The following is a 15,948-nucleotide window of genomic DNA, read 5'->3' as shown; positions in this document are numbered from 1 at the left end:
GGGGCCCTGGCTTCAAGCCAGGGCCCCTCCCCATTTGGCCTATTAGCTTAGGTTAGGCTAACCTAAACATCACCCACCCCACCCTCCCCTTCTCCCCCTGCCCGGAGGAAAGTTGATGCACGCGCATCTGCTGAACGAGACGACCGCGGACCTCTACCGGCGTTCCGTCACCGAGGGCGTCGACCGTGTCGCCGCCAAACTCGCGACCACGGAACGGCCCCACACCGGTATATCCGTCGACGAACTCGCCCCGGTCATCAACGGGATCGACCTGGACAGGCCGCTCGCGGACGCGGCCGCCGTCCTGGACGAGCTGGAAGACGTCTACCTGCGCGACGCGGTGTACTTCCACCACCCGCGCTACCTCGGGCACCTCAACTGTCCCGTCGTGATCCCCGCGGTGCTGGGCGAGGCGGTCCTCTCGGCCGTCAACTCCTCCCTCGACACCTGGGACCAGTCCATCGGCGGCACGCTGATCGAGCGCCGCCTCATCGACTGGACCGCCCAGCGCATCGGCCTCGGCCCCGCCGCGGACGGCATCTTCACCTCCGGTGGCAGCCAGTCCAACTTCCACGCGCTGCTCCTCGCCCGTGACGAGGCCTGCCGGATCGTCATGAAGCGGGCCCTGGACGAGGGCGCCGAGCTCACCAAGGCCGAACTCCTCCCCCGACTGCGCATCTTCACCTCCGAGGCCAGCCACTTCAGCGTGCAGAAGTCGGCCGCCATGCTCGGCCTCGGCTACGAGGCCGTCATCTCGGTGCCCGTCGACCGCAACCGCCGGATGGACACCGCGGTGCTCGCCCTGGAGCTGGAGGAGTGCGCCGCCGAAGGCCTCTTCCCGATGGCCGTCGTGGCCACCGCCGGCACCACCGACTTCGGGTCCATCGACCCGCTCCCCGAGATCGCCCGCCTGACCGCCGAGCACTCCGCGTGGATGCACGTGGACGCCGCGTACGGCTGCGGACTGCTGGTCTCCCCCACCCGCCGGCACCTCCTCGACGGCATCGAGCACGCCGACTCGGTCACGGTCGACTACCACAAGTCGTTCTTCCAGCCGGTCAGCTCCAGCGCGATGCTGGTCCGCGACCGCGACACCCTCAAGCACGCCACGTACCACGCGGACTACCTCAACCCGCGCCGCATGGCAGAGGAGCGCATCCCCAACCAGGTCGACAAGTCCATCCAGACCACGCGCCGCTTCGACGCGCTCAAGCTCTGGATGACCCTGCGCGTCATGGGCGCCGACGGCGTCGGCTCGCTCTTCGACGAGGTCGTCGACCTGGCCGCCGCCGGCTGGGACCTCATCGACGCCGACCCGCGCTTCGAGGTCGTCGTCAAGCCGCAGATCTCCACCCTCGTCTTCCGCTTCCTGCCCGGCCGGGAGGTCCCCGCCGACCTCGTCGACGAGGCCCAGCTCCACGCCCGCAAGGCGCTCTTCGCCTCCGGCGAGGCCGTCGTCGCCGGGACGAAGGTGGACGGAAAGCAGTACCTGAAGTTCACCCTCCTCAACCCGCAGACCACGACGGCCGACATCGCTGCCGTCCTCGACCTCCTCGCCGCACACGCCGAGCAGTTCCTGGGAGAATCCCTTGCCGTCCACCACTGAGACCCATGACTTCATCGGTATCGGCCTCGGTCCCTTCAACCTGGGACTCGCCTGCCTCACCGCGCCGATCGACGAGCTGAACGGCCTGTTCATCGAGTCGAAGCCGCACTTCGAGTGGCACGCGGGGATGTTCCTGGACGGCGCGCACCTGCAGACGCCGTTCATGTCGGACCTGGTCACCCTCGCCGACCCGACCTCGCCCTTCTCCTTCCTGAACTACCTGAAGGACCAGGACCGGCTGTACTCGTTCTACATCCGGGAGAACTTCTACCCGCTGCGCGCCGAGTACAACGACTACTGCCGCTGGGCCGCCGACCGGCTCGACAACGTCCTGTACTCCACCTCCGTCACCGAGGTCACCTACGACGAGCAGGCCGGTCTCTACGAGGTCCACACGGACAAGGGCGAGACCCACCGGGCCCGCCGCCTGGTCCTGGGCACCGGCACCCCGCCGCACGTCCCGCAGTCCTGCGAGGGCCTCGGCGGCGACTTCCTGCACAACTCCGCCTACATGCAGAACAAGGCTGAGCTGCAGAAGAAGAAGTCCATCACCCTGATCGGCTCCGGCCAGAGCGCGGCCGAGATCTACTACGACCTGCTCGCCGAGATCGACACGTACGGCTACCAGCTCAACTGGGTGACCCGCTCCCCGCGGTTCTTCCCGCTGGAGTACACGAAGCTGACGCTGGAGATGACCTCCCCCGAGTACGTGGACTACTTCCACGCCCTCCCCGAGGACACCCGCTACCGGCTGGAGACCCAGCAGAAGAACCTCTTCAAGGGCATCGACGGCGACCTGATCAACGCCATCTTCGACCTGCTCTACCAGAAGAGGATCACCATGCCGGGGCAGGTGCCGACCACCCTGCTGACCAACACCTCCCTGAACAGCACGGCGTACGACACCACCACGGGCACCTACACCCTGGGGCTGCGCCAGGAGGAGCAGGAGCGGGACTTCACCCTCGCCTCCGAGGGCCTGGTCCTGGCCACCGGCTACAAGTACCAGGTGCCCGAGTTCCTCGCCCCGGTGCGCGGGCGGCTGAACTTCGACGGCCACGGCCGCCTCGACGCCGGCCGCAACTACAGCGTCGACACCACGGGCCGCGGGGTGTACCTGCAGAACGGCACCACCCACAACCACTCCCTGACCTCGCCCGACCTGGGCATGGCCGCGTACCGCAACGCCTGCATCGTGGGCGAGCTCCTCGGCCGCGAGTACTACAAGGTCGAGAAGTCCATCGCGTTCCAGCAGTTCGCAGCCCCGGAAGGCACGCACGCATGAGCACCACCGAAACCCTCTTCAGCCGGACGGACGCGGCCCTCGGGACCTTCACCATCCGCCCGCTGGACCCCTTCGCCGACGCGGAGCTGCTGCACGGGTGGGTCACGCACCCGAAGGCCTCGTTCTGGATGATGCAGGACGCCTCGCTGCCGGACGTCGAGCGCGAGTACATGCGGATCGCCGCGCACGAGCACCACCACGCCTTCATCGGTCTCCACGAGGGCCGCCCTGCCTTCCTGATGGAGAGCTACGACCCGAGCGAGCTGGAACTGGTCGGCCTGTACGACGCCCGGCCCGGCGACGTCGGCATGCACTTCCTCGTCGCGCCGAGCGACCAGCCCCTCAGCGGCTTCACCCGCGCCGTGATCACCACGGTGATGGCCGCCCTCTTCGCCGACGCGGAGACGGAGCGCGTCGTCGTCGAACCCGACGTCCGCAACACGGCGGTGCACGCCCTCAACGCGGTGGTCGGTTTCGTCCCCGAGCGCGAGATCCGGAAGCCGGAGAAGGAAGCCCTCCTCAGCTTCTGCACCCGCGCCCGGTTCGAGGCCGCCACCGGCATCACCCAGGAAGTGTCGATATGAGCCTGGCCGACGCCGTCTCCCACCTCTCCCCGGAACTGTGGGCCCGCGCCAACCGCGCGCTGGTCCGCAAGGCCCTCGCGGAGTTCTCCCACGAACGCCTCCTGACGCCGAAGCCGCTGGGCGACTCCTGGTACTCGGTCCTGAGCGACGACTCCACGGTGGAGTACCGGTTCAAGGCCGTCCTGCACGCCCTCGACCACTGGGCGGTGGACGAGTCCTCGGTCACCCGCTTGCAGGACGGCGCCGAGCTCCCGCTGGACGCGCTCGACTTCCACATCGAGCTGCGCGAGGCGCTGGGCCTGAGCCCGGAGGTCCTGCCCGTCTACCTGGAGGAGATCTCCTCCACCCTGGCCGGCACGGGCTTCAAGTACACGAAGCCGCAGGTCTCCTCCGACGTCCTCGCGAAGTCCTCCTTCCAGGACATCGAGACGGGCATGACCGAGGGCCACCCCTGCTTCGTGGCGAACAACGGCCGCCTCGGCTTCGGCGTGCACGAGTACCTCTCGTACGCCCCGGAGACGGCGAGCCCGGTCCACCTGGTGTGGGTGGCGGCCCGCAAGGACGTCTCCACCTTCACGGCCGGCGCGGGCCTGGACCACGACTCCTTCGTCCGCGCCGAGCTGGGCGAGGAGACGGTCGCCGGGTTCGCGGCGCAGCTGGAGGCCCTGGGCCTGGACCCGGCCGACTACCACCTGCTGCCGGTCCACCCCTGGCAGTGGTGGAACAAGACCACGGTCACCTTCGCCGCCGAGATCGCCAACCGCCGCCTGGTGCTGCTGGGCGAGGGCTCGGACGCGTACCTGGCCCAGCAGTCGATCCGTACGTTCTTCAACACGAGCGCCCCCGAGAAGCACTACGTCAAGACGGCCATCTCGGTGCTCAACATGGGCTTCATGCGGGGCCTGTCGGCCGCCTACATGGAGGCCACGCCGGCCATCAACGACTGGCTGCACCAGCTGATCGAGGGCGACGAGGTCCTGCAGTCGGTGGACTTCTCGATCATCCGCGAGCGGGCGGCGATCGGCTACCACCACCGCCAGTACGAGCGCGCCACCGACCGCTACTCGCCGTACCGCAAGATGCTGGCCGCGCTGTGGCGCGAGTCCCCGGTGAACTCCCTCAAGGGCGACGAGCGGCTCGCCACCATGGCCTCGCTCCTGCACGTGGACGCCGAGGGCAAGTCCTTCGTCGGCGCCCTGATCGAGGAGTCGGGCCTGACCCCGGCGCAGTGGCTGCGGCACTATCTGCGGGCCTACCTGGTCCCGCTGCTGCACTGCTTCTACCAGTACGACCTCGCGTACATGCCGCACGGCGAGAACACGATCCTCGTCATCGAGGGCGGCGTGGTGAAGCGGGCGATCTTCAAGGACATCGCCGAGGAGATCGTGGTCATGGACCCGGACGCGGTGCTGCCGCCCGCGGTCGAGCGGATCCGCGCGGACATCCCGGAGGACATGAAGCTGCTGTCCGTCTTCACGGACGTGTTCGACTGCTTCTTCCGCTTCCTGGGCCCGATCCTGGCGACGGAGGGCATCTGCGAGGAGGACACCTTCTGGCAGGCGGTGGCCGACTGCGCTCACGCGTACCAGGAGTCGATGCCGCAGCTCGCGGAGCGCTTCGCGCGGTACGACCTCTTCGCGGAGGAGTTCCAGCTGTCCTGCCTGAACCGCCTCCAGCTGCGGAACAACAAGCAGATGGTCGACCTCTCCGACCCGTCCGCCGCGCTGCAGCTGATCGGCACCCTCAAGAACCCCGTCGCGGCCTTCGCCCGGCGGTGACACACGGGGCGGGGGCGGTATCGATACGGTCCCTCGGTACCGCCCCCTCCCCCACGGCGCGACGGCGTGGCCGCGAAGCCCGGACTGGCCCTCTTCGCGGCCGCGCCCTCGCGTGAGCGTTCCCCGAAGCGCCGGAGGCGGCGTCCGCGGCACCCCCGTTGCCGCGGACGCCGCCTCCGGCTTCCGGCTCCCCCGGCCCCCCTCCGCGCCAAGTGTGCGCCCGCAGACAGGTGTTGTGGAGTCGATTTCTAGAAATGTTTTCTAGTTACCTCGCCCAGGGCACCTCCGGGGCCCGGTAGAAGCCGATGCCCTGCGCGTCGAGGCGGGGCTGCTGGGCCGCCAGACGGCGGCTGTACGAGGTCCAGTCCAGCGAGCCCGCCGGGGACCAGCCGAGCTCCGCCAGGCCCAGGACCCGCGGGAACGCCATCAGCTCCCAGTCCGCGCGCGTCGCGACGTTCTCCGTCCACAGCGGTGCCTCCACCCCCAGGACGGCGGACTCCGGGACCCCGGCCAGGTAGGCCCCCGGGTTCCAGGAGTACGACCGCTTCACCGGTACGTACCCGGCCCACGCCAGCCCCGGCTTGGTCGCCGCCTCGTACTTCATGTCCAGATACAGCCGGTCCGCCGGTGACAGCACCAGCGGGTGGCCCGCCTTCGCCGCCGCCACCACGGCCGCCCGGTCCGCGTCGGAGGTCTTGTCGTGGCCCCAGTACTGGAGCACCGCACCCTGCGCCGGCCGCGCCGTCGCCAGCTGGTGCCAGGCCATCACCGTCTTCCCGTGCCGGCCCACCACCGCCTGCGCCCGGTCCATGAAGGCCGCGTAGTCCGCCGCCGGCGTCACGTGCGCCTCGTCGCCGCCGATGTGCAGGTAGCGGCCGGGGGTCAGCGCCGCCAGCTCGCCGAGCACCTCGTCGATGAACTCGTACGTCCGCTCCTTGGCCACGCACAGGGAGCTGAAGCCCACCTTGGTCCCGGTGTACCGGGCCGGGGCCTTCCCGTCGCAGTTCAGCTCCGGGTAGGAGGCGAGCGCGGCGTTCACGTGTCCCGGCATGTCGATCTCCGGGACCACGTCCACGTACCGCTCGCCCGCGTAGGCCACCAGGTCCCGGTACTCGCCCTTCGTCCAGTGCCCGCCGGGCCCGCCGCCGACCTCGCTGCCGCCCCCGTACTCCGCCAGCCGCGGCCAGGAGTCGACCGCGAGCCGCCAGCCCTGGTCGTCGGTCAGGTGCAGGTGCAGCGTGTTGACCTTGTACTGGGCGAGCTGGTCCACGTACCGCTTGACCTGCTCCACCGAGAAGAAGTGCCGTGCGATGTCGACCATCGCCCCCCGGTACGCGAAGCGCGGCCGGTCGGTGACCGTCCCGCCCGGCACCGTCCCGGGCCCGGCGACCGGCACCAGCTGGCGCAGCGTCTGCCCCGCGCGGAAGAGGCCGGCCGGAGTCCGCGCGGTGAGGGTGATCCCGTCGGGGCCGGACTCCAGCCGGTACCCCTCGTCGCCCAGGCCGTCGGCCGCCTCGTCGATCCTGAGCCGGATCCCGTCCCCCTGCGCCCCGTCGACCACCGGCAGCGGCAGCCCGCTCGGGCCGCGCAGCTGCTCCGCGAGGAGCTCGCCCACCCGGCGGACCTCCTCGTCCGCGCCCCGGCCGGTACGGATGACCGTGCCCGCCCCGAAGGAGTACCCGGGCCCCTCCGCGCGCGCGGAGACCGGCGCGGGCAGCAGCCGCTCGAAGGGCGCGGGGGCCGCGGGCGGATCGTCGCCGGGTCTGGCGTCGTCCCCGTGGGCGGCGGTGCAGGAGACGGAACCGCCCACGAGACCGAGGGCCAGCAGGGCGCCGAGCGTGCGTCGCAGTCGCAGGACTCTCATGGCCCAGGTATAGGCCAACTGGCCCGTCCGTGACGGTGGGAGAATCGCCGGATGGCGGAAATCATCCAGAAGGACGGCACTTGGAGCTTCGACGGGGACGCGGTGCGCATCGTGCCGGGCCGCGACAAGGGGGTGGCACTGTTGCGGCAGACCCTCGGCGAGGTGGTCGTACCGCTGCGCGCGCTCGCGGGGATCTCGTACGAGCCGAGCCGGAAGGCGGGCCGGCTGCGGCTGCGGCTGCGTGACGGCGCGGACCCCCTGCTCCAGGTGACGGGCGGACGCCTGCCGGAGGCCTCCGACCCGTACCGGCTGACCGTGGAGTCGGACCGCAGCGGGGTCGCGGAGTACTTCGTGGACGAGGTGCGCAACGCGCTGCTGCTGGACCAGGTGGACACCGGCCCGGTGGACACCTACCTGCTGCCGGGGCCGGCCGTGCCGATCGCGGTGGGCGCGGGCGACGGAACGGCGGCCTTCGACGGCGACCGGGTGGTGCTGGACTGGAACTGGACGACGGAAGAGGCCAAGCGCTCCGCCGGGCCGCGGGAATTCCGGATCGCCGACCTGCGCACGGTGGAGTGGTCCCCGTCGAAGGGCCTGGAGAACGGCTGGCTGCGCTTCACCCTGACGGGCGCCCCGCCGGCCCCGGCGCCCAAGTACGACCCGCACACCGTGGAGCTCTTCGGTTTCAAGAAGGACCCGCTGATGGCGCTGGTCGCGGCGGCCGTGGCCGTACGGATGCCCCACCCGGCGGCGCCGCAGGAGGGTCCGGCCGACGCGGTCGCCGCGCCCGCGGAGCTCTCCCCGTCGGCCGCCCCCGCCGAGGACCACGACGCCCTGTTGCGGCGGCTGCGCGAGCTGGGCGATCTGCACCAGGTCGGGGTCCTGACGGCCGACGAGTTCGCTGCGGCGAAACAGGCGGTTTTGCGGCGTTTCTAACCGGAGTCACCTATTCACTGGTCCAGACCAGGGAGATCCTGCCCGGATTCGGGCAGGATCTTTGCGTTCAGCGCCGTTAGCCGCCAATATCTACGAGTGCTCGATCGCCGCCCGTCGCATGACGACCTCGTCGACCACCTGGTGCGCAGCACCGCGCTGCAGCGCGGTGAAGCCGCCCGGGTGGTACTCGACGTGCTCGCCTACTTCGACGAGACGACCGAGGAGTTCGTCCGCCGCCGCCACCGGGAACTGCAGTCCGGCGGAGCGGTCAACGCGGAGATCTTCGAGCGGATCGCGGCCGAGCTGCCGCACCGCGCCGTGGCGCCTCCGGAGCTCTCGCTCCGGCAGCTGCGCCGCATCGTCTACGGCTGAGCCGGCGGCCGCGGACGCGGCTGCGGGCGGGTACACGAACCGAACTTCAGGAGGGGCAAAACCGTATGTGCGGAATCGTCGGTTACATCGGCAAGCGTGACGTGGCACCGCTGCTGCTGGAGGGCCTGCAGCGGCTGGAGTACCGCGGATACGACTCCGCGGGCATCGTCGTGAACAGCCCGAAGGCCTCCGCCCTGAAGGTGGTCAAGGCCAAGGGCCGCGTCCGCGAGCTGGAGTCCCGCGTCCCCAAGCGCTTCGCCGGCACCACCGGCATCGCCCACACCCGCTGGGCCACGCACGGCGCCCCGAGCGACATCAACTCGCACCCGCACCTGGACGCCGAGAACAAGGTCGCCGTCGTCCACAACGGCATCGTCGACAACGCTTCCGAGCTGCGCGCCAAGCTCGAGGCCGAGGGCGTCGTCTTCGTCTCGGAGACCGACACCGAGGTGATCGTCCACCTGATCGCCCGCTCCGAGGCCGAGTCCCTGGAGGACAAGGTCCGCGAGGCCGTCAAGGCGATCGAGGGCACCTACGGCATCGCCGTCATGCACGCCGACTTCGCCGACCGCATCGTCGTCGCCCGCAACGGCTCCCCGGTCGTCCTCGGCATCGGCGAGAAGGAGATGTTCGTCGCCTCGGACGTCGCCGCCCTGGTCGCGCACACCCGCCAGGTCGTCACCCTCGACGACGGCGAGATGGCCACTCTGAAGGCCGACGACTTCCGGACCTACACCACCAGCGGTGCCACCACCACCGCCACGCCGGAGACCGTGGAGTGGGAGGCCGCCTCATACGACATGGGCGGCCACGACACGTACATGCACAAGGAGATCTCCGAGCAGCCCGACGCGGTCGACCGCGTGCTGCGCGGCCGGATCGACGACCGCTTCAACACCGTGCACCTGGGCGGCCTGAACCTGGACCCGCGCGAGGCGCGCGGCATCCGCCGGGTCAAGATCCTCGGCTGCGGTACCTCGTACCACGCGGGCCTCATCGGCGCCGGCCTCATCGAGGGCATGGCCCGCATCCCCGCGGACGCCGAGCCGGCCTCCGAGTTCCGCTACCGCAACCCGGTCGTGGACCCCGACACCCTCTACATCGCGGTCTCCCAGTCGGGCGAGACGTACGACGTGCTCGCGGCCGTGCAGGAGCTCAAGCGCAAGGGCGCCCGCGTCCTCGGCGTGGTCAACGTGGTCGGCTCCGCGATCGCCCGCGAGGCCGACGGCGGCGTGTACGTGCACGCCGGCCCCGAGGTCTGCGTCGTCTCCACCAAGTGCTTCACCAACACGGTCGTGGCCTTCGCGCTGCTCGCCGTGCACCTGGGCCGCATCCGGGACCTTTCGGTCACCGACGGCAAGCGGATCATCGAGGGCCTGCGCAAGCTGCCCGCGCAGATCCAGGAGATCCTCGACGGCGAAGAGGACATCAAGAAGCTCGCGGCCGAGTTCGCCGAGGCCAAGTCGATGATGTTCATCGGCCGGGTGCGCGGCTACCCGGTGGCCCTGGAGGCCTCCCTCAAGCTGAAGGAGATCTCCTACATCCACGCCGAGGCCTACCCGGCCTCCGAGCTCAAGCACGGCCCCCTCGCCCTGATCGAGCCCTCGCTGCCGACGGTCGCGATCGTTCCGGACGACGACCTGCTGGAGAAGAACCGCGCGGCGCTGGAGGAGATCAAGGCCCGCAGCGGCCGGATCCTGGCGGTCGCCCACCGCGAGCAGGAGAAGGCGGACCACACCATCGTGGTCCCGAAGAACGAGGACGAGCTGGACCCGATCCTGATGGGCATCCCGCTCCAGCTGCTGGCGTACCACACGGCCCTGGCCATGGGCCGCGACATCGACAAGCCGCGCAACCTGGCGAAGTCGGTCACCGTCGAGTGACGATCCTCCCCGCGCTGAAGGCGGGGATTCCCTTCAGCCCGCGTGGGCGGGCTGAAGGGCTTCACGCATCCGCCTCCGGCCGGTGGCCGGGACTCGCATCCGGGGGATGCTGCGCGTGCTGTTGATGTCCGAGCCGCCCGTCCGGCGGGCTCGGGCCTCGATCTCCATCGAGGCATTGTGGTCGGCGTCGTCCTCGTACCCGCACCGGGTGCAGGCGAACAGCCGGCCGCGTCCCTTACGGGACCCGGGATCGACCAGGCCGCAGGCGGCGCAGGTCTGAGAGGTGTGGAACGGCGGCACGGCAACGAGTACAGACCCGTACATGCGGGCCTTGTACTCGAGCTGCCGCCGCCGCTCCCCCGGAGTGTTGTCGAGGACCGACCGGTTCAGCCCGGCCTTCGCCCGGACGTTCTTCCCCGGGGCCTCGGCAGCGCCTTTCGCAGAGGCGGTCATGCTCTTCACGCTCAGGTCCGTCGTGCGCAGGCGGCGGCTGTACTTCCCGTCGTTGTGTTTCTTGGCGTAGGTGATCTGTCGCGCCTTGCGCTGTTCCAGCGCCTTGAGCCGCTTCTTCTCCTTGGCTTTCAGTGACGGGGCCATGAGGCGGGGTGTGGTCTCGGTGGAGACGAACGCGGACGCGGCAACCCCGAAGTCCACCCCGCACGCGGGCTTCCCGTTCGGCACGTCCGGCATGCGGCCCGTGTGGACGCCGAAGGAGACGTGCCAGCCGTTGCCGTCCCGGGACATCGTGGCATTGCGGACCGTGCCGCCGATCGCTCGGGAGAGCCGGAACCGCAGCCAGCCGAGCTTGGGCAGACGCACCTCGGCCCACTTGCGGTTCAGCTTGCGGACCTCGACCGCCTGGCCAGGGAGCGGAATCGACAGACGGTGCCCACGCTTCTTCCGCGCCGGAAACCCAGCGGGGTGGCTTGGGTTCCAGAAATTGTCGTACGCACGGTCCAGGCTGCGCAGAACCTGCTGCCCGGACTGCGCGGGCAGGTCACCCATCCAGTCCAGGTCGGTCCGGGCGGCCGTCGGGAACTTGCACTGCTCGACAGAACGCAGGGTGTACCGACGCTGCTCCCACAGGTACACCCGCTGCTCAAGAGCCACGTTCCAAAGAGCACGCGCCGTATGTCCCCACCGCACCAGGACCTGGTCCTGGACCTCGGTGGGGTACGCACGATATTTGCGCCCCGCGTCCGCCTTCACGCGGCCTATCGTGCCAACGGCCCATCAACGAAATGCTCCCCTGCGCGGAAAAGATAGAAAATGCCCTTTTAAAGACGAGAACGGCCCCCGGAATCTCGGGGGCCGTTCCGTTCTTACGTAGCCGTTCAGCTCGCGGCGACCGCGCCGCGCCGGGACTTGCCGACGGCCATCGGCCAGTGCGCCAGGGCCGCGGTGGCCCCGTACCAGGCCAGCAGCCCGGACACGGAGGCGACCCAGCCGCCCGCCTTGGCGAGCCCGCCGTTGTCCATGAAGGAACCTATCGCCAGCAGGACGAGCGACAGGGTCAGCAGGCCGTAGACGCCCTGGCTGAAGAGACCGCTCGCGGCGTCGATCGTGAGGGTCAGCGCGAGCATCGCGAACAGGACGAGAAACGTTCCGGCCGCCTCGTCGGAGACCGAGGCCCCCGCGCCCTTGGCCCAGGTGAACCAGAAGATGCCGAGGCCCGCGAACGCGGTGCCGTTGAACCCGTTGCCGCCGCGGTACTCCAGGAGCCCGAGGAGGAACAGGGCCGCGCCGCCGACGTACATCGCCAGCGACACGGAGTTGGCAGCGGACACTCCGTCGATGACACCGGTGTGGCCGATACCGAACGCGAGAAGGGTGAGACCCAGGGCGATGTTCCCGAGGGTCGAAGTCGAGGCCGTGCTTCCCGCAGAGACACCATTGTCCACGGCGGGCTCCCTTCGATCTGCAGTTGTTTGCTGCGTCCCAGCAGCATTTATCTACCCTTTACACGAGGGCACAACCGCACAATCGGCTTAACAGAGGGTCACGGAATGACAACAACGGGTCGCTGCGCGCGCTTGGCGAGGCGGCCGGCCACCGAGCCGAAGATCCGGCCCACGATCCCGTGCGTGGAGCCCACCACGATGGCGTCGGCCGAATACTCCCGGCCGACCTCCTCCAGCTCATGGCAGATGTCACCACCCCGCTCGACCAGGATCCACGGCACTTCGGCCAGGTAGTCCGCGCAGGCGAGCTCCAGCCCGAGCACCTCGGTGCGGTGGTCCGGCACGTCCACGAAGACGGGCGGCTCGCACCCCGCCCACACGGTGGTGGGCAGCCGGTTGGCGACATGGACGATGATCAGACCCGATCCGGAGCGCCGCGCCATGCCGATCGCGTACGCGAGGGCACGCTCACTGGACGTGGATCCGTCGAATCCCACAACGACCCCGTGCCGGAAGGCCGGATCGCAGGGCATGCGTGTCTGTTCCACCGCGCGCAGATCGGCGGCCGACGCGGGGTCGGCGAGGCGTTTGCGCTTGCGGTCCGCGGGTTCGGAGAATTCGTGACCGGCCATGGGTGTCTCGGCGAAGAGGTCCTTGGAGGAAGGAACAGGGGCGAAATCGGCGACGCAGTGTGACGGAGCTCTGTCCGGGAAGCATCTTCCCAAGCCCACACCCACCAGGGTACGGCGACACTCGTGTCCTGCACAGGGCTTGCCGCCCTTGGAGAGCGTCCCAGGGAGCATGCCGGAGCGAGCGCTCCTTGGCAATGACCCCTGTCCCCTACAGCCAGTGACGAGACGGGGGCGTCGCCACCCGTGCGCGCAGTGACCGAGCCGCGCCGCGCGGCGTTGGACACGCGTCCGACCGTCCAGGAAGAGCCCGCAGGGAGCACGCCGTGCCCGGTCATCCGGTTCACCCCGTCCAGCCAGCTCAGCCGACGCAGTCCGTCCGGTCCCTCCAGCCCGCCGACCCGGGCCCGCGTTTCACCCCGGCGCCCCGCCCGGGACGCCATTCGTCCCTTCACCCGTCCGTGCAGTCCGCCGCACGCGCCCATGACGACCCCGCGGGTGACGTGGTGCGCTGGGCCGCCTTCAGCTGCCTGCTCGTCCCCGTGGTCCTCGTCGTCTACGGAACCTCCTTCGGCGGGGCGGCCGTCGCGACCCTCGGCCTGCTGGCCGTGACGGCCGCGTGCCGGGTCCTGCTGCGCCACTCGGAGAAGGCGGAGCGGGCCGCGGCGCGGGTCCTGGCGGAGGAGCGGCCACCGCCGTCCCGGCGCCGCCGGCACTCGCGCGGCGGGGCCGGGATCCGCCGCGGCTGCCACGGCTCCGGAGCCGGGTCCCCGCAGGACTGACTCATTCGCACACCCACACACGCACGTTTTCAGCCAACTTCCCGGCAGGGTCCCCTCCTTGCCGGAATGTCCCCCCAACCCCCTCACCACCAGCGACTACAGAGCCCGAGGGGCGTAGAGGCCCTACGGGTACTGGCCACAGCCAGGCGCCGGACTTCCCATTCGGGTAGCGGAGCGGAACCCTTACTGATCGAATGCTTTTCGCCAAGTTGAGAAGTCGACATAGCGCTGCGTGCTGAACTTGTCACGCCGACACCACGGGACGCAGTAGATTCGATCATGTATTTACGGCGGGGGATCCACGTGCAAGGCCGAGGGGAAACGTGCAGGTGCGACCAGACCAAGGAGTCGCGACACCCAAGGGGGGCTTAGCGCCATGAGCCAGGATTCCACCGCCGTCGTCACAGACGCCGGCCGGAAGCTCGCGGGGCGTCGCCGCAGGGAGATCGTCGCGGTGCTGCTCTTCAGCGGCGGACCGATCTTCGAGAGCTCCATTCCACTTTCCGTGTTCGGCATTGACCGGCAGGACGCGGGAGTTCCACGCTATCGACTGCTCGTGTGCGCCGGTGAGGACGGTCCGCTCAGGACCACCGGCGGACTCGAACTGACCGCGCCATACGGGTTGGAGGCGATCGCCCGGGCAGGCACGGTCGTCGTTCCCGCCTGGCGCTCCATCACTTCACCGCCGCCTCCCGAGGCGCTGGACGCACTGCGTCTGGCGCACGAGGAGGGGGCCCGGATCGTCGGACTGTGCACGGGAGCCTTCGTGCTCGCCGCCGCCGGTCTGCTGGACGGCCGGCCCGCGACGACGCACTGGATGTACGCGCCGACGCTGGCCAAGCGGTACCCGTCCGTCCATGTCGATCCGCGCGAACTGTTCGTCGACGACGGCGACGTGCTCACGTCCGCGGGCACCGCGGCCGGAATCGACCTGTGCCTGCACATCGTGCGCACGGACCACGGCAGCGAGGCGGCCGGGGCCCTGGCCCGCAGGCTCGTCGTGCCGCCGCGCCGCACGGGCGGTCAGGAACGCTATCTCGACCGGTCACTGCCGGAGGAGATCGGCGCCGACCCGCTGGCCGAGGTCGTCGCCTGGGCGCTGGAGCACCTCCACGAGCAGTTCGACGTGGAGACCCTGGCGGCCCGCGCCTACATGAGCAGGCGCACCTTCGACCGCCGGTTCCGCTCGCTCACCGGCAGCGCGCCGCTGCAGTGGCTGATCACCCAGCGGGTGCTCCAGGCACAGCGGCTGCTGGAGACCTCCGACTACTCGGTCGACGAGGTCGCCGGGCGCTGCGGGTTCCGCTCGCCGGTCGCCCTGCGGGGTCACTTCCGGCGGCAGCTGGGGTCCTCCCCGGCCGCCTACCGCTCCGCCTACCGGGCACGCCGGCCGCAGGCCGACGTCGCGCAGGTGGCCGAGATCTCGGGGCCGGTTCCGCACCAGCGCACTCCGCAGCCCCACCGGGCGGCGGCGGCCCTGGCCGCGGCGGGCCCGACGGTGACGGAGCTCTACGCCCCGGGCCGGGTCCTGCGGGAACACGCGTAACCCCCACCACGGGTACGACGAACGGAAGGTCCCCCATCGGTCACCGCCGATGGGGGACCTTCCCCATATGCGGTCCGCTCCGTGGGGGACCGCATAAGGTGGGACACATGAACGATCGCATGGTGTGGATCGACTGCGAGATGACCGGGCTCTCGTTGACGGACGACGCACTTATCGAGGTGGCCGCACTGGTCACCGACTCGGAGCTCAACGTGCTCGGCGAAGGCGTGGACATCGTGATCCGCCCGCCGGACGCGGCCCTGGAGACCATGCCCGACGTGGTGCGCGAGATGCACACCGCCTCGGGGCTGCTCGACGAGCTGGCCGGCGGGACCACCCTCGCGGACGCGGAGGCGCAGGTCCTGGCGTACGTGCGGGAGCACGTGAAGGAGCCCCGCAAGGCGCCGCTCTGCGGGAACTCGGTCGGCACCGACCGCGGCTTCCTGCTGCGCGACATGGCCGCGCTGGAGAGCTACCTGCACTACCGGATCGTGGACGTGTCCTCGGTCAAGGAGCTGGCGCGCCGCTGGTACCCGCGGGCCTACTTCAACAGCCCGCCGAAGAACGGCAACCACCGGGCGCTCGCGGACATCAAGGACTCCATCACCGAGCTGCGCTACTACCGGGAGGCGGTCTTCGTGCCGCAGCCCGGGCCCGACTCGGACACCGCCCGGACCATCGCCGCCAAGCACACCGTGCCGGGCGCGTAGTACCTCCCGGAGGGGGGCACGGGAAAGGGTGGAGCGAGCACCCTCCCGGACCCTGTACCCTTTTCTTCGGCC

The 15,948-nt window shown here is 70.0% G+C and carries 14 protein-coding genes; 10 read left to right on the top strand and 4 right to left on the bottom strand.

Going from position 1 to position 15,948, the window contains the following annotated elements:
- Positions 1-115: 115 nt before the first annotated feature.
- From IF88_RS0127735 to IF88_RS0127720, 4 genes are read left to right on the top strand one after another with little or no spacing between them, the layout of a single operon-like run.
- Positions 116-1,606 (top strand): pyridoxal phosphate-dependent decarboxylase family protein, encoded by a 1,491-nt coding sequence (locus tag IF88_RS0127735; RefSeq protein ID WP_030718202.1) that lies wholly within the window; start codon positions 116-118, stop codon positions 1,604-1,606.
- Positions 1,590-2,891, top strand: a complete 1,302-nt coding sequence (locus IF88_RS0127730) for a lysine N(6)-hydroxylase/L-ornithine N(5)-oxygenase family protein (protein ID WP_030718199.1) — start codon at positions 1,590-1,592, stop codon at positions 2,889-2,891. Before IF88_RS0127735 ends, IF88_RS0127730 begins: the two co-directional genes overlap by 17 nt.
- Positions 2,888-3,475 carry a GNAT family N-acetyltransferase gene (locus IF88_RS0127725; protein WP_030718198.1) on the top strand — a complete coding sequence of 196 codons (588 nt, stop codon included), beginning with the start codon at positions 2,888-2,890 and terminating at the stop codon, positions 3,473-3,475. Before IF88_RS0127730 ends, IF88_RS0127725 begins: the two co-directional genes overlap by 4 nt.
- Positions 3,472-5,253, top strand: coding sequence for an IucA/IucC family protein (locus tag IF88_RS0127720; RefSeq protein WP_030718195.1), 1,782 nt, complete (start codon positions 3,472-3,474; stop codon positions 5,251-5,253). Before IF88_RS0127725 ends, IF88_RS0127720 begins: the two co-directional genes overlap by 4 nt.
- Before the next feature lie 265 nt (positions 5,254-5,518).
- On the opposite strand, the gene IF88_RS0127715 is transcribed toward IF88_RS0127720, so the two are convergent.
- Positions 5,519-7,117, bottom strand: coding sequence for a beta-N-acetylhexosaminidase (locus IF88_RS0127715; protein ID WP_030718190.1), 1,599 nt, complete (start codon positions 7,115-7,117; stop codon positions 5,519-5,521).
- A 51-nt stretch (positions 7,118-7,168) separates the two neighbouring features.
- On the opposite strand from IF88_RS0127715, the gene IF88_RS0127710 reads away from it, so the two are divergent.
- The 3 genes from IF88_RS0127710 (at position 7,169) to glmS (ending at position 10,308) form a co-directional block, all read left to right on the top strand.
- On the top strand, positions 7,169-8,053 hold the full coding sequence (locus tag IF88_RS0127710) for a DUF4429 domain-containing protein (RefSeq protein ID WP_030718188.1): 885 nt from the start codon (positions 7,169-7,171) through the stop codon (positions 8,051-8,053).
- A 96-nt stretch (positions 8,054-8,149) separates the two neighbouring features.
- Positions 8,150-8,425 carry a hypothetical protein gene (locus IF88_RS0127705; RefSeq protein ID WP_030008735.1) on the top strand — a complete coding sequence of 92 codons (276 nt, stop codon included), beginning with the start codon at positions 8,150-8,152 and terminating at the stop codon, positions 8,423-8,425.
- A gap of 65 nt (positions 8,426-8,490) precedes the next feature.
- A complete protein-coding gene (gene glmS, locus IF88_RS0127700; RefSeq protein WP_030718185.1) occupies positions 8,491-10,308 on the top strand; it encodes a glutamine--fructose-6-phosphate transaminase (isomerizing) in 1,818 nt (605 codons plus the stop codon).
- Between the two features lie 33 nt (positions 10,309-10,341).
- Here glmS and IF88_RS0127695 read toward each other — a convergent pair whose 3' ends face one another.
- The 3 genes from IF88_RS0127695 to IF88_RS0127685 form a co-directional block, all read right to left on the bottom strand.
- Complete coding sequence (locus tag IF88_RS0127695; protein ID WP_030718182.1) at positions 10,342-11,517, bottom strand: RNA-guided endonuclease InsQ/TnpB family protein; 1,176 nt, start codon at positions 11,515-11,517, stop codon at positions 10,342-10,344.
- 125 nt (positions 11,518-11,642) lie between these two features.
- Positions 11,643-12,209 carry an acetate uptake transporter gene (locus IF88_RS0127690; protein ID WP_030718179.1) on the bottom strand — a complete coding sequence of 189 codons (567 nt, stop codon included), beginning with the start codon at positions 12,207-12,209 and terminating at the stop codon, positions 11,643-11,645.
- A 98-nt stretch (positions 12,210-12,307) separates the two neighbouring features.
- On the bottom strand, positions 12,308-12,841 hold the full coding sequence (locus tag IF88_RS0127685) for a universal stress protein (protein ID WP_030718175.1): 534 nt from the start codon (positions 12,839-12,841) through the stop codon (positions 12,308-12,310).
- Positions 12,842-13,299: 458 nt separating this feature from the next.
- Here IF88_RS0127685 and IF88_RS0127680 point away from each other — a divergent pair, with 458 nt between their 5' ends.
- The 3 genes from IF88_RS0127680 (at position 13,300) to orn (ending at position 15,876) form a co-directional block, all read left to right on the top strand.
- Positions 13,300-13,620, top strand: a complete 321-nt coding sequence (locus IF88_RS0127680; protein ID WP_037807239.1) for a hypothetical protein — start codon at positions 13,300-13,302, stop codon at positions 13,618-13,620.
- A 376-nt stretch (positions 13,621-13,996) separates the two neighbouring features.
- Positions 13,997-15,166, top strand: coding sequence for a helix-turn-helix domain-containing protein (locus IF88_RS0127675; RefSeq protein WP_030718170.1), 1,170 nt, complete (start codon positions 13,997-13,999; stop codon positions 15,164-15,166).
- A gap of 107 nt (positions 15,167-15,273) precedes the next feature.
- Complete coding sequence (orn, locus tag IF88_RS0127670; protein ID WP_030718168.1) at positions 15,274-15,876, top strand: oligoribonuclease; 603 nt, start codon at positions 15,274-15,276, stop codon at positions 15,874-15,876.
- The last annotated feature ends 72 nt before the right edge of the window (positions 15,877-15,948 follow it).

Origin of the sequence: Streptomyces sp. NRRL F-2580, assembly GCF_000720115.1 — a bacterium.
GTDB lineage: Bacteria > Actinomycetota > Actinomycetes > Streptomycetales > Streptomycetaceae > Streptomyces.
Note: the sequence above shows the minus strand (reverse complement) of the source record. Positions and strands in the feature narration are given on the sequence as shown.